The following is a 12,805-nucleotide window of genomic DNA, read 5'->3' as shown; positions in this document are numbered from 1 at the left end:
GTCCTCCGGCCGTTCCCCGGCCTTTCCGTCCGTGTGGCCAGGGTAGCGGGGAGCGTCCTCCGATCTGAAAAAAGCACGAACGGTCGTGCTAATATCTCGCCGAGTTCGGCTCTCTTGCCCCTCGGCACCCACAGGAGTTCCGCATGGACCCGGCCGTCGCACTGATCCGCACCACCCTGAACACCGCCTCGAAGGCCGCCCCCGGGCTCGCAGGCCGGGCCGCCTTCGAGATCTACCGCCACCCCTTCCGCCGCAGCCGGGTCCGCCCCGGCGAGCGCGAGGTCCACGACCGGGCCGTCACCGGGACCCTCCGGCACGGGGGCGTGCGGGTCGTCGTCCACCACTGGGGCGACGGCTCCCGGCCCGTCCTGCTGATGCACGGCTGGCGCTCGCGGGCCTCCCGCTTCGCCGAGCTGGTGCCCCGGCTGCGCGCGCTCGGCCTGACCGCGGTCGGCTACGACGCCCCCGGGCACGGCGACTCCGGCGGGCGCACCGCCACCGTGCTGGACCACCGCGCCGTCGCCCTGCGGCTCCAGGAGCGGTACGGCGGCTTCGAGGCGGTGGTCGCCCACTCGCTGGGCGTCAACGCGGCCTTCCTGGCGCTGCGCGAGGGCCTGCGGGCGGAGCGGCTGGTCGCCTTCTCCGGCGCCTCCGAGCTCTCCTGGCTGCCGACCGCGTTCTGCGACCGGCTGGGCCTGAACGCCACCGTGGAAAGGGAGTTGCGCCGCCGGGAGGCGAGCGGCGCGATGTTCCCCGGGGTGGCGGACATCCGCACCCACTTCGACGCCGCCCGCGAACCCGGGGAGATCGCGCTCCCGATCCTGGTCGCGCACGACGAGGACGACGACGTGGTCCCGTTCTCGCACGCCCGCCGGCTCCGGGCGGCGTACGGGGAGCGGCTGGAACTGCTGGCCACCCGGGGCCTCGGCCACCGCCGGATCCTCACCGAGCCGACCGTGCTCGACCAGGTGACGGGCTTCCTGGCCGCCGGGACGGCCCTCGACCCCCGGACCGCGGACGGACCGGGGACGGCGGTGGGCGCGGTATGAATCTCCTCGAACTGCACACCCGCGCACTGGAGTCGGCCGCCGCCGTGGTGGACACCGTGCAGCCGGAGCAGCTGGTGCTGGCGACGCCGTGCGCCGGATGGCCGCTGCGGCGGCTGCTGGAGCACGCGGTCGGGCAGCACCGGGGCTTCGCCGCGGCGGCCCTCGGCGCCGGGGCGGACCGCGCGCACTGGCGCGACGTCCCGGTCCACGGCGATCCGGCGGGCGCGTTCCGGCGGTCGGCGGAGCGACTGACCGCCGCGTTCGCCACCGCCGGCGCGGCGGCGGACCCCGCCCCGCTCCACCTGCCGGAGATCGGCGACGGCGGGCCGTTCCCGCTCGACCGGGCGATCGGCTTCCACCTGCTGGACACCCTGGTGCACGCCTGGGACGTGGCGGTTGCGCTGGGCTCGCCGGCCCGGCTGGTGGCGGCGGTCGAGGCCGAACCGCCACTGGTAGGGGCGCTGCTCGCGGTGGCCGGGGCCGTCCCGGCGGGCGCCGGGGCACGGGGGTCCGGGCAGGCGTTCGCGGCCGTCCGGGCGGTACCGGCCGGGACCGGGCCGTTCGACCGCGTGCTCGCCCTGCTGGGCCGCGACCCGTCCTGGTCCGCGGCCGTCCTGCCTGCTTCGAAAGGCGCGCGCTAGCGGTCGTCGCGCCGCTCGTCCGGGAAGCGCGGTCCGCCGATCAGGAACAGCAGGGTGGCGGTCGGGAAGCCGATCGTCGCCACCAACAGCACGATGAACTGCCAGAACATCTCTCGCTCCTCGCCCTCGTCAGCGCCGGGGGCGAGGATCCCCCGAAGGTGGTCCCAAACCCGGACGGCCCTGATCGGCCGAAATGTCCACTCGTGCTCCGACGGTATGGCCGGATCACCCGCGCTGCCACCGGGAGCGCGCGGCGCGGCGCGTGCAGGGGTCTGGGCGCGCGCCGCACCCGGCGCGCACACTGTCGGGATGCAGGTACAGCTCGCAGGGGAAGCACGGCGGCCCGACCGCGAGAGCGAGGACTTCGCGGCGGCCACCTCCGAGGCACTCGTCCTCCTCGACGGATCGAGTTCGCCGACCGGCCTGGAGTCCGGCTGCCGCCACGGCACCGCCTGGTACGTCCGCAGACTCGGGGTCCACCTGCTGGCCCGGCTCACCGACCGCCCGGACCGTTCGATCGCCGAGTGCCTGGCCGACGCCATCGCGGAGACGGCGGCCCTGCACGGCGGCCGCTGCGACCTCGCCCACCCCAACACGCCCGCCGCGATGGTGGTCGCCGCCCGTCGGCACGGCGCCTCGCTGGAGTACCTGGTGCTCGGTGACTCCCTGCTGGTGCTGGAACCGGCCGACGGCCCGCCCCGGGTGATCGGCGACAACCAGCGCTTCCCCGGCGGGGAGGAACTGCGCCGGCAGGTGTGGTCGACGGTGCCCGGCTCCGCCGAACGGGCCGCCCTGCACCTGGAGTACACCCTGGCCGTCCGCGCCGCCCGGAACTCCGGCACCGGCCCCTGGATCGCCGCTGCCAGCCCCAAGGCCGCCACCCACGCCGAGACCGGCTTCGTGCCCCTGGCCGGACTGCGCGCGGTGGCCGCCCTCTCCGACGGCGCGGCCCGCTTCACCGACCGCTTCGGCCTCGGCAGCTGGGGCGACGCCCTGCGCCTGCTCGGCGAGTCCGGCCCGGCCGAGCTGATCGCCCAGGTCCGCGCCGTCGAACGCACCGACGCCGGCTGCGAACGCTGGCCCCGCGGCAAGGCCCACGACGACGCCTCGGCCCTCTACGCCCTGTTGTAGGGGTGACGCACGAGGGAGGGGCGGAGCCGGTAGCCCGGCTCCGCCCCTCCCTCGTGCCCGGACTCAGTGGCCGTCGGCGGGGATGGTGCCGAGGCGGCCGGCCTGGAAGTCCTCCATGGCCTGCTGGAGTTCGCGGTGGCTGTTCATGACGAACGGGCCGTAGTGGGCGACGGGCTCGCGGATCGGGAGGCCGCCGAGGAGGACGACCTCGAAGTTGTTGTCGCGGGAGTCCTGCTTCTCGTCCGCGCGCAGGGTGATCGAGCCGCCGTCGCCGAAGACGACGGCCTGGCCCCGGTGGAAGGGGCGGTGCTCGGTGCCGGCCGTGCCGCTGCCGGCGAGGCCGTAGGCGAGGGCGTTGAAGTCGGGACGCCAGGGCAGGGTGAGCTGGGCGCCGGGGCTGATCGAGGCGTGGACCATGGTGATCGGGGTGTGGGTGCTGCCGGGGCCCTGGTGGCCGTCCAGGTCGCCGGCGATGACGCGGAGCAGGGCGCCGCCGTCCTCGGTGCTGAGGAGCTTGACGCTGCCGCCGCGGATGTCCTGGTACTTGGGGGCGATCATCTTGTCCGAGGCGGGCAGGTTCACCCACAGCTGGAGGCCGTGGAACAGGCCGCCGGAGCGGACCAGCGACTCGGGCGGGGTCTCGATGTGCAGCAGGCCGGAGCCGGCCGTCATCCACTGGGTGTCGCCGTCGGTGATGGTGCCGCCGCCGCCGTGCGAGTCCCGGTGGATGAAGGTCCCGTCGATGATGTAGGTGACCGTCTCGAAGCCGCGGTGCGGGTGCCAGGGGGTGCCCTTGGGCTCGCCGGCCGCGTAGTCCACCTCGCCCATCTGGTCCATCATGATGAACGGGTCGAGGTACTTCTGGTTGATCTTGGCGAAGGCGCGGCGGACCGGGAAGCCCTCGCCCTCGAAGCCCTCGGGGGCGGTGGCCACCGTGAGGACCGGCCTGGCGCCCGTGACGGCGGGGTCGGGGGTGGTGACGCGCGGGAGGGTCAGCGGGTTGTCGACGGTCACGGCGGGCATGTCGGCCTCCTTCGGGGGATGTTCCTCTGGCCTACGTCCACGAGATTAGTTCAATCATCAACTAGAAGCAAGTTGAATTTTTAACCAAATGGGTGCGGGAGATCGGACCGGGGGCCGGGCGGCCCCCCGGCCCATCGTCGGTCAGCCGTACATCCGGCGCATGGTGAAGTCGACCATCTGCTCGACCGCCTTGGCGTCGAACACCATCCGGTGCTCGCCCTCCATGTCCAGCGCGAAGCCGTAGCCGGTCGGCAGCAGGTCGAGGACCTCGGCGCCGGACACGCTGAAGTACTTGGACTCCTTGCCCGCGTAGCGCCGCAGCTCCTTGAGCGAGCTGAACATCGGGATCACCGGCGTCGGCGTGTTGTGCAGCGCCAGGAAGCCCGGCCGCTCGCCGCGCGGGCAGTGCACCTTGGAGGTGATGAAGATGGCCTGGAAGTCCTCGACCGCCATCGAGCCGGTGGTGAAGGCCCGGACGGCGTCCGCCAGGGACGGCGGCGAGGGCTCCGGGTAGAGGGACTGCTGCGCTCCCGGTGGCTGCTCGCCGTACGGGCCGGGGCCGGGCATGCCGTTCATGCCCGGCTGCGGCCCCGCCTGCTGGTAGGGATCGCCCGGGTATGCGTTCTGGTCATAGCCGTACACACGGACAGGCTATCGGGAGCGCGGCCACCCGTGCGGGCGTCGATCCTGACAAGGAGTGGCCGCCCCGGCTTGTGGGACGTGACCACGTTCATAGCGGAATCCACGAGGGATTCACCGGCTGGGGCTTGAAACAAGTTACCGCTGGGTAGCATCATGAGGCCTACTGGTGGGTACGGGGCGCCCGAACGCGGCGGTCTCCCGGAAGCGACGAACCGGAGAAAACGGCCATGGGTCACTACAAGTCCAACCTGCGGGACGTGGAGTTCAACCTCTTCGAGGTGTTCGGCCGCGAGCAGGTGTACGGCACCGGACCGTTCGCGGACATGGACGTCGAGACCGCGAAGAACATCCTGAGCGAGATCGCGCGCCTGGCCGAGAACGACCTCGCCGCGTCCTTCACCGACACCGACCGCAACCCGCCGGTGTTCGACCCCGAGACCAACACCGCGCCGGTCCCGGCGACCTTCAAGAAGAGCTACCAGGCGTACATGGACGCCGAGTGGTGGCGCCTGGGCATCCCGGAGTCGATCGGCGGCCAGGTCACCCCGAGCTCGCTGATCTGGGCCTTCGCGGAGCAGATCCTCGGCTCCAACCCGGCCATCTGGATGTACTCCTCCGGCCCGGCCTTCGCCGGCGTCGTCGCCGACGAGGGCACCGAGGAGCAGCTGAAGGTCGCCCAGCGGATGACCGACCGCCTGTGGGGCTCCACCATGGTCCTCACCGAGCCGGACGCCGGCTCGGACGTGGGCGCCGGCCGCACCAAGGCGATCAAGCAGGAGGACGGCTCCTGGCACATCGAGGGTGTGAAGCGCTTCATCACCTCGGGCGAGCACGACATGTCCGAGAACATCATCCACCTGGTGCTGGCCCGCCCCGAGGGCGGCAAGCCGGGCACCAAGGGCCTGGGCCTGTTCATCGTCCCCAAGTTCGACTTCGACTGGGAGACCGGCGAGCTGGGCGAGCGCAACGGCGCCTACGCCACCAACGTCGAGCACAAGATGGGCCTCAAGGCCTCGAACACCTGCGAGATGACCTTCGGCGCCAAGCACCCGGCCAAGGGCTGGCTGCTGGGCGAGAAGGTCGACGGCATCCGTCAGATGTTCAAGATCATCGAGTTCGCCCGGATGATGGTCGGCACGAAGGCCATCGCCACCCTCTCCACCGGCTACCTGAACGCGCTGGAGTACGCCAAGGAGCGCGTGCAGGGCGCCGACATCTCGCAGTTCCTGGACAAGACCGCCCCGCGCGTCACCATCACCCACCACCCGGACGTCCGCCGCTCGCTGCTGACCCAGAAGGCGTACGCCGAGGGCATGCGCGCCCTGGTGCTCTACACCGCGTCCGTCCAGGACGACATGATGGCCGCCAAGCTGCGCGGCGAGCACGACGGCGCCGCCGAGCGCCTCAACGACCTGCTCCTGCCGATCGTCAAGGGCTACGGCTCGGAGAAGTCCTACGAGCAGCTCGCCCAGTCCCTGCAGACCTTCGGTGGCTCCGGCTACCTGCAGGAGTACCCGATCGAGCAGTACATCCGGGACGCCAAGATCGACACCCTCTACGAGGGCACCACGGCCATCCAGGGCCAGGACTTCTTCTTCCGCAAGATCGTCAAGGACGGCGGCCAGGCGCTCACCGCGCTGTCCGAGCAGATCCAGAAGTTCCTGGGCTCCGCCGAGGGCGGCGACGCCCTGGCCGCCGAGCGCGAGCTGCTCGCCAAGGCCGCCGGCGACCTGGAGGCCGTCGTCGGCAAGCTGCTCGCCGACCTCTCCTCGGTCGAGCAGGACGTCAAGAACATGTACAAGGTGGGCCTCAACACCACCCGCCTGCTGATGGTCTCCGGCGACGTCGTGGTCGGCTGGCTGCTGCTGCGCCAGGCCGCGGTGGCCCTGGCCAAGCTGGAGGCCGGCGCCTCCGAGAAGGACGTGCCGTTCTACCAGGGCAAGGTCGCGGCCGCCCGCTTCTTCGCCAAGAACATCCTGCCGACCGTCGCCTCGCAGCGCCTGATCGCCGAGGGCATCGACAACGAGATCATGGACCTGGCGGAGGGGGCGTTCTGACGCCGCCCGCACCGACTGCCTGACCCACCCTCGCGCCGAAGGGCCCGGTCCCACGACCGGGCCCTTCGGCGCACCCCGGGGCGGTCCGGCGGATGCCCGGAAGGGCACCGTCCGGGCGTCCGGCGGGCCGTCAGATCCCGGCAGTTCACGTTTCTGTCTGCGTTCTGCATCCGTTGGGATGCTCCGAGTGTCATGTCCGTGTACGGGCATATGCTCAAGGTGCGAAGCCGATTCCCATTCGGCCTCGGCCCTCCCTCGACCCAGGAGCAGCATGTCGACCGCCGCCCGCCAGGCCTTCTTCGACCGGACGCACACCGATGACCTGATCGCCTTCCTCGGCACCTCGCCATCGCCCTACCACGCGGTCGCGAGCGCCGCCGAGCGGCTGGAGAAAGCCGGTTTCCGGCAGGTACTGGAAACGGACGCCTGGGACGGGGTCGCCGGCGGCCGTTACGTCGTCCGCGGCGGCGCGCTGATCGCCTGGTACGTGCCGGCCGGCGCGGGCCCGGAGACACCGTTCCGCGTGGTGGGCACCCATACCGACTCGCCCAACCTGAGGGTCAAGCCGATCCCCGACACCGGGACGGCGGGCTGGCGGCAGGTCGCGGTGGAGATCTACGGCGGCGTGCCGCTCAACACCTGGCTCGACCGGGACCTCGGCCTCTCCGGGCGGATCACCCTGCGTGACGGCAGCCGGCGGCTGGTCCAGCTGGACGAGCCGCTGCTGCGCGTGCCGCAGCTGGCGATCCACCTGGACCGCCAGGTCAACGAGGGCATGAAGCTCGACAAGCAGCGCCACCTGACGCCCATCTGGGGCCTCGGGCCGGTCGACGAGGGCGCGCTGATCGAGTACGTCGCCGAGCGCGCCGGGGTCGACCCGGCGGAGATCAGCGGCTGGGACCTCATGACCCACGACGTCCAGCCCGCCTCCTACCTGGGCCGGGACCGCGAGCTGCTGGCCGGTCCGCGACTGGACAACCTGCTCTCCGTGCACGCGGCCACCGCCGCGCTGGCCGCCGTGGCCACCGCGGCCGAGACGGAGGGCGCGGCCCTGCCGTACATCCCGGTGCTGGCCGCCTTCGACCACGAGGAGACCGGCAGCGAGTCGGACACCGGCGCGCAGAGCCCGCTGCTCGGCAACGTCCTGGAGCGCAGCGTGTACGCGCGCGGCGGCGGCCTGGAGGACCGGGCCCGGGCGCTGGCCGGCACCGTGTGCCTGTCCTCCGACATGGGCCACGCCGTCCACCCGAACTACAGCGAGCGGCACGAGCCGGGCCACCACCCGCTGCCGAACGCCGGGCCGATCCTCAAGGTCAACGTCAACAACCGGTACGCCACCGACGGCGTCGGCCGGGCGGTGTTCACCGCGGCCTGCGAGAAGGCCGGCGTGCCGTGGCAGACCTTCGTCTCCAACAACGCCATGCCCTGCGGGACGACGATCGGCCCGATCACCGCGGCCCGGCTCGGCATCCAGACCGTGGACTGCGGCATCGCCGCGCTGTCCATGCACTCGGCGCGCGAGCTGTGCGGCGCGGAGGACCCGTACCTGCTGGCGAGCGCGATCAAGGCGTTCCTGGAGGGCTGAGGCCCCCGGCGCACGACACGGAAGGGCCCGGCGAGCACGCGCTCGCCGGGCCCTCCGCGCAGGTCGTGGCGACGGCTGTGACCTGCGGGGTCGTGGCGTTCGGCTACTCCATGCCCGCCAGCACCAGCGGCAGCCGGCGCGCGCCGTCGGCGGTGAGCCGTACCGGCACGCCCCAGTCCTGCTGGTGGACGTGGCAGGCCGGGTACTCGATCGCCGGATCGTCGTCGCAGGAGGCGGCCATCGCCGAGACGTGCAGCACGCCCTCGGCCACCTCGGCGGAGAGCACCAGCTCACGGGAGAGCGCGGAGTCCGCGCCCGCCCCGGAGACCAGCAGCTCGGGCGGGGTTGAGCTGACCAGCAGCCGGGTGGACGGGCCGTAGCGCTCGTCCAGCTTCTGGCCGGTCGGCGCCCGGAACACCACGTCCAGCCGGAGGACGCCCGGCGCCACCTCGGTCGCGGCCCGCCGGGTGCGGTGCGCCACCGCCTCCACCCGGACCGCCTCCTCGGGCAGCCGCAGCCTGGTCAGCCGGTGCCGGGCGGACTCGACCACCACGATGTCCTGGTCCACCAGCACGGCGCCGGAGGGCTCGCGCAGATCGGTGGCCAGCGTGCTGACCTCGCCGCTCGCCGGGTCGTAGCGGCGCAGCGCGTGGTTGTAGGTGTCGCTGACGGCCACCGAGCCGTCCGGCAGCACGGTGACGCCCAGCGGGTGCTGGAGCAGCGCCTGCTCGGCCGCGCCGTCCCGGTGCCCGAAGTCGAACAGGCCGGTGCCGACGGCGCTGTGCACCTCCTTGGTTTCACGTGAAACCCAGCGCAGCGAGGAGGTCTCGGAGTCCGCGACCCAGAGCCGCTCGCCGTCCGCCGACACCGCCAGGCCGGAGGGCTGGGCGAACCAGGCCTCGGCGGCGGGGCCGTCGACCAGGCCCTCGTTGGTGGTGCCGGCCGCGACGCCGACCGTGCCGGCGGCCGGGTCGTACGCCCACAGCTGGTGCACGCCGGCCATCGCGATCCAGACCCGGCCGTCGAACCAGGCGACGTCCCACGGCGAGGAGAGGTCGACCTCGCGGGCCGCGCCCTCGGTCGCCGAGCCCTGCCACCACTGCCGGCCGGTGCCGGCCAGGGTGGTCACCTCGCCGTCCGCGAGCCGGACGCCGCGCAGCGCGTGGTTGACGGTGTCGGCGACGATCACGTCGTACGCGGACCCGGCCGGGAGCAGCGCGAGCCCCTGCGGCTCGCTGAACCGGGGGCCGGTGCCGTCCACCAGGCCGCGCACGCCGTCGCCGATCCGGCGGACCACGGTCTCGCCGTCCGCCTCCAGCTCGACCAGCGAGTGGTGCCCGGAGTCGGCCACCAGGAAGTGGCCGTTCGGCAGCCGGACCGCCTTGCCCGGGAACTTCAGGTCCCCGGCGGTCGGCTCGGGCGCCACGTACGGGCCGTCGCCGCGCCGCAGCGTCCCCTTCGCGGCGTGCTCCGCCTCCAGCTCCTCGACCAGCCGGGCGATCGCGTGCGCGTGCCCCTCGCCGGCGTGCTGGGCGACCACGTACCCCTCGGGGTCGATCACCACCAGCGTCGGCCAGGCCCGCACCGCGTACTGCTTCCAGGTGACGAGCTCCGGGTCGTCCAGCACGGGGTGGTGCACCTCGTACCGCTCGACCGCGTCCACCACGGCCCGGTGGTCGGCCTCGTGCACGAACTTGGGGGAGTGCACGCCGACGATCACCAGGGTGTCGCGGTGCTTCTCCTCCAGCTCCCGCAACTCGTCGAGGACGTGCAGACAGTTGACACAGCAGAAGGTCCAGAAGTCCAGGACGGTGATCTTGCCCCGGAAGTCGGCGAGCGTGAGCTCCTTGCCACCGGTGTTGAGCCAACCGCCTGCCCCGACCAGCTCGGGGGCGCGTACACGTGCACGGGATGCCATGAGCCAATCAAACAGCACCGCCGCCGTCCGCATTCCGGTGCGTCCGGGGATTCAGACGATGAGGTGGGGGAGGAAGCGGGCGCCCTGGTGGGTGATCGGGCTGTCGTCGGTCTCGCGGATGCCGAGGCCGGCGGCCTCGCCGTCGACGACCCAGGTGCCGAGCACCGGGCGGTTGCCGTCGAAGTCGGGCAGCGGGTGGAGCTGCTGGTAGCAGTGGCCCTCGGCGCCGTAGCGGTCCGGGTCGCCGGCCCAGTCGGCGAGCCTGGTCTCCCGGCCGCCCGGTTCGACGATCCGTACGCCCGCGCCCTCCCGGCCGAGCAGCGGCTTCGCGGCGTAGCCGGGGCCGTCCGGGTCCGCGAGCTCGCGCGGGCCGTCCAGGTAGGCGGGCAGCAGGTTGGGGTGTCCCGGGTACAGCTCCCAGAGCACTGCCAGCAGCGCCTTGTTGGAGAGCAGCATCTTCCAGGGCGGCTCGATCCACAGCGTGGAGCCGGTGGAGCCGCCGAGGTCGACGACGTCCAGCAGCTGCTCGCCGAACTCGTCGGAGACCAGCCACTCCCACGGGTAGAGCTTGAACGCGGAGCGGACGAAGCGGTGCTCCAGGTCGACGAAGCGGCCGGACAGGCCGTCCCAGCCGATGTCCTCCATGGCGATGCCGACCGTTTCGAGGCCCGCCTGCTCGGCGCACTCCTGGAGGTAGAGGGTGGTCATCCAGTCCTCGCCCTCGGTGTCGCCGCGCGAGTGCGCGAAGTGCACCGGACCGGGCGGCAGCAGGTGCTTCTGCCGGGTCCAGGCGGCCACCAGCCGCTCGTGCAGCGAGTTCCACTGGTCGGCCTGCGGGAACCGCTCCTCCATCCAGAACCACTGCGGACCGGCCGCCTCGATCAGCGAGGTCGGGGTGTCGGCGTTGTACTCGAACAGCTTCGCCGGGCCGGTGCCGTCGTACGCGAGGTCGAACCGCCCGTACAGGGAGGGCTGCTCGTCGCGGCGGTGCCAGGACTCGGTGACGGCGGCGACCAGCCGGGGGTCGGTGATGCCGTACTCGGCGAACCGGCCGGTGCGCACCACGTGGCCGGCGGCGGCCAGCGACATCCCGTGCAGCTCCTCGACCACCTCCTCCAGCGCCTCCACCTCGGGCAGCGAGAACTCGTAGTACGCGGACTCGTCCCAGTAGGCGTGCGGGCCGCCCTGGTTGCACGGGTCCGAGCACATCGCGTAGATCAGGCCCTGGCCCTCGACGGTCGTCAGCCAGTCCGGGCGGGGTTCGACGGTACGGCGGCGCACGGCGGATCAGCCCCCGCCGGAGCCGCTGGAGCCGGCCGGGCAGCCGAAGCCGCCGCGCTTGGTGGCGGCCTTGTCGAAGGTGCCGCCGACGGCATCGGCGGCACCGGAGCCGCAGTAGTACCAGCGGCCGGCGGTGGCTCCGGCGGCCTTGCCGCCGGAGCAGGAGTGGCTGTCGAGGACCTTGAGGGTGTTCGGGTCGACGCAGCGGCTCGGCGGGTTGCCGCCGGAGGAGGACGAGCAGCCGGAGAGCGCGAGCGCGAGGGTGCCGACCATGCCCAGGGCGACGAACCCGGACCGGCGGCGGGTGCCGGTGCCCGGTGCTCCGGGCACCGCGGGCTCGGGTCTCGGGGCGGGGCTGGCGGGCGGCGGCTGCGTCATGGCGTCAGATGGTACGCGTGGGCCCGGATAGTACGGGAGGGACCCCGGTTCCCCGGCCCGATCCGGCCCCGATGCGTTATCTTTTGCCGATCCTTGACCGCGGGACCGGGCCCCACGCGGGCGGCCCGCCCGCACGAGGAGCGACCTGCGACACGGACCCGGGGGGCTGGACAACCCATGAACGACATCCTGCACGGACTCGGCGCGGCGGCGGCCTTCGGCGGCGTCGGCGTCGTCCTGCTGCTGCTCGGCATCCTGCTGGTGGACGCCCTCACGCCGGGGCGGCTGGGCCACCAGATCTGGGTGGAGCGCAACCGCAACGCCGCCCTGCTGCTCAGCTCGGCGCTGCTGGGCATCGGCGGCATCGTCTTCACCGCGATCCTCTACACCTACGAGGACTTCGGGAAGGGCCTGGTCTCCACGGTCTGCTTCGGGGTGCTCGGCCTGGTGCTGATGGCCGTCGCGTTCTGGGTGGTGGACGTGCTGACGCCGGGCAAGCTGGGCGCGATCCTGGTCGACCCGGAACCGCACCCGGCGGTCTGGGTGACCGCCAGCTGCAACCTCGCGGTGGCGGCGATCGTGTCGGCCTCGATCGCCTGACCCCCGGCGGGGCCGCGGTGCCGGCGGGGCGCTACGCCTCCTCGGCGGGTCCCACCGCTTCCGGGGCGCCGTCCAGCACGTGCCGCCTGCCCCAGGCGCCCAGCGGGGCCAGCGCCTCGTTGAGCCGCCGCCCGGCCGCCGTGAGGGAGTACTCGACCCGCGGCGGCACCTCGTCGTACGAGGCGCGGTGCACGATGCCGTCCGCCTCCAGCTCGCGCAGATGGGCGGCGAGCACCTTCTCGGTGATCCCGGGGACGTGGCGGCGCAGCGCGCCGAAGCGCAGGCTCGGCCGCTCGCCGAGGGCCCAGAGGATCAGCACCTTCCACTTGCCGCCGATCACGTCCATCGCGGCATCGATCCCGCACACGTACGCGCCGGGCCTCGGTCTGGTCGCCACGTCCTGCCCCCGCCCTCCGCCGACCTGCTCGCTCACCTCAGGGTAACCACCCACTCCGAAGTGCGTACTTGAGCACTTCCGGGGCGGGCGACGAGCCTGGTGG

General features: G+C 72.8%; 12 protein-coding genes. 6 read left to right on the top strand and 6 right to left on the bottom strand.

Going from position 1 to position 12,805, the window contains the following annotated elements; translation table 11 throughout:
• The first annotated feature begins 143 nt into the window (after positions 1-143).
• The 3 genes from OG715_RS21555 to OG715_RS21545 all read left to right on the top strand — a co-directional run bounded on the left by OG715_RS21555 (position 144) and on the right by OG715_RS21545 (position 2,821).
• Complete coding sequence (locus OG715_RS21555; protein WP_266270470.1) at positions 144-1,049, top strand: alpha/beta hydrolase; 906 nt, start codon at positions 144-146, stop codon at positions 1,047-1,049.
• Positions 1,046-1,690 (top strand): TIGR03086 family metal-binding protein, encoded by a 645-nt coding sequence (locus OG715_RS21550; RefSeq protein WP_266270469.1) that lies wholly within the window; start codon positions 1,046-1,048, stop codon positions 1,688-1,690. The genes OG715_RS21555 and OG715_RS21550 overlap by 4 nt, the downstream gene beginning before the upstream one ends.
• Positions 1,691-1,999: 309 nt before the next feature.
• The gene (locus OG715_RS21545) at positions 2,000-2,821 is read left to right on the top strand and encodes a protein phosphatase 2C domain-containing protein (protein WP_266270468.1); all 822 of its coding nucleotides are present in this window, start codon (positions 2,000-2,002) and stop codon (positions 2,819-2,821) included.
• A 63-nt stretch (positions 2,822-2,884) separates the two neighbouring features.
• On the opposite strand, the gene OG715_RS21540 is transcribed toward OG715_RS21545, so the two are convergent.
• Positions 2,885-3,844: a pirin family protein gene (locus OG715_RS21540; protein ID WP_266270467.1), complete on the bottom strand. Its 960-nt coding sequence runs from the start codon at positions 3,842-3,844 to the stop codon at positions 2,885-2,887.
• A 141-nt stretch (positions 3,845-3,985) separates the two neighbouring features.
• Positions 3,986-4,486 carry an SseB family protein gene (locus OG715_RS21535; RefSeq protein ID WP_380518932.1) on the bottom strand — a complete coding sequence of 167 codons (501 nt, stop codon included), beginning with the start codon at positions 4,484-4,486 and terminating at the stop codon, positions 3,986-3,988.
• Positions 4,487-4,713: 227 nt separating this feature from the next.
• Between OG715_RS21535 and OG715_RS21530 the strand changes: the two genes are divergently transcribed.
• Positions 4,714-6,543: an acyl-CoA dehydrogenase gene (locus tag OG715_RS21530; RefSeq protein WP_266270466.1), complete on the top strand. Its 1,830-nt coding sequence runs from the start codon at positions 4,714-4,716 to the stop codon at positions 6,541-6,543.
• Positions 6,544-6,814: 271 nt separating this feature from the next.
• Entirely contained in the window at positions 6,815-8,128 is a 1,314-nt protein-coding gene (locus tag OG715_RS21525) for a M18 family aminopeptidase (protein ID WP_266270465.1), read from the top strand.
• Between the two features lie 103 nt (positions 8,129-8,231).
• Here OG715_RS21525 and OG715_RS21520 read toward each other — a convergent pair whose 3' ends face one another.
• The 3 genes from OG715_RS21520 to OG715_RS21510 are packed head-to-tail and all read right to left on the bottom strand — an operon-like array spanning position 8,232 to position 11,705.
• Entirely contained in the window at positions 8,232-10,046 is a 1,815-nt protein-coding gene (locus tag OG715_RS21520; protein WP_266270464.1) for an NHL domain-containing thioredoxin family protein, read from the bottom strand.
• Positions 10,047-10,097: 51 nt separating this feature from the next.
• Positions 10,098-11,327: a glutathionylspermidine synthase family protein gene (locus OG715_RS21515; protein WP_266270463.1), complete on the bottom strand. Its 1,230-nt coding sequence runs from the start codon at positions 11,325-11,327 to the stop codon at positions 10,098-10,100.
• 6 nt (positions 11,328-11,333) lie between these two features.
• Positions 11,334-11,705, bottom strand: a complete 372-nt coding sequence (locus OG715_RS21510; protein WP_323182145.1) for a hypothetical protein — start codon at positions 11,703-11,705, stop codon at positions 11,334-11,336.
• Positions 11,706-11,882: 177 nt separating this feature from the next.
• On the opposite strand from OG715_RS21510, the gene OG715_RS21505 reads away from it, so the two are divergent.
• A complete protein-coding gene (locus tag OG715_RS21505; RefSeq protein ID WP_266270462.1) occupies positions 11,883-12,305 on the top strand; it encodes a DUF350 domain-containing protein in 423 nt (140 codons plus the stop codon).
• A 31-nt stretch (positions 12,306-12,336) separates the two neighbouring features.
• Here the strand turns inward: OG715_RS21505 and OG715_RS21500 are convergent, their stop codons facing one another.
• Positions 12,337-12,651 carry a winged helix-turn-helix transcriptional regulator gene (locus OG715_RS21500; protein ID WP_266271767.1) on the bottom strand — a complete coding sequence of 105 codons (315 nt, stop codon included), beginning with the start codon at positions 12,649-12,651 and terminating at the stop codon, positions 12,337-12,339.
• Between the last annotated feature and the right edge of the window lie 154 nt (positions 12,652-12,805).

It is taken from the genome of Kitasatospora purpeofusca (assembly GCF_036010405.1).
Lineage (GTDB): Bacteria > Actinomycetota > Actinomycetes > Streptomycetales > Streptomycetaceae > Kitasatospora > Kitasatospora purpeofusca.
The sequence above is the reverse complement of the archived record's forward strand: the minus strand, read 5'-3'. Positions and strand labels throughout refer to the sequence as shown.

Excerpts from the sequence above, each read along its gene's own strand:
- OG715_RS21525 (WP_266270465.1), top strand. The coding sequence starts at position 6,815 with ATGTCGACCGCCGCCCGCCAGGCCTTCTTCGACCGGACGCACACCGAT.
- OG715_RS21540 (WP_266270467.1), bottom strand. The coding sequence starts at position 3,844 with ATGCCCGCCGTGACCGTCGACAACCCGCTGACCCTCCCGCGCGTCACC.
- OG715_RS21505 (WP_266270462.1), top strand. The coding sequence starts at position 11,883 with ATGAACGACATCCTGCACGGACTCGGCGCGGCGGCGGCCTTCGGCGGC.
- OG715_RS21520 (WP_266270464.1), bottom strand. The coding sequence starts at position 10,046 with ATGGCATCCCGTGCACGTGTACGCGCCCCCGAGCTGGTCGGGGCAGGC.
- OG715_RS21530 (WP_266270466.1), top strand. The coding sequence starts at position 4,714 with ATGGGTCACTACAAGTCCAACCTGCGGGACGTGGAGTTCAACCTCTTC.
- OG715_RS21545 (WP_266270468.1), top strand. The coding sequence starts at position 2,000 with ATGCAGGTACAGCTCGCAGGGGAAGCACGGCGGCCCGACCGCGAGAGC.
- OG715_RS21555 (WP_266270470.1), top strand. The coding sequence starts at position 144 with ATGGACCCGGCCGTCGCACTGATCCGCACCACCCTGAACACCGCCTCG.
- OG715_RS21550 (WP_266270469.1), top strand. The coding sequence starts at position 1,046 with ATGAATCTCCTCGAACTGCACACCCGCGCACTGGAGTCGGCCGCCGCC.
- OG715_RS21500 (WP_266271767.1), bottom strand. The coding sequence starts at position 12,651 with ATGGACGTGATCGGCGGCAAGTGGAAGGTGCTGATCCTCTGGGCCCTC.
- OG715_RS21510 (WP_323182145.1), bottom strand. The coding sequence starts at position 11,705 with ATGACGCAGCCGCCGCCCGCCAGCCCCGCCCCGAGACCCGAGCCCGCG.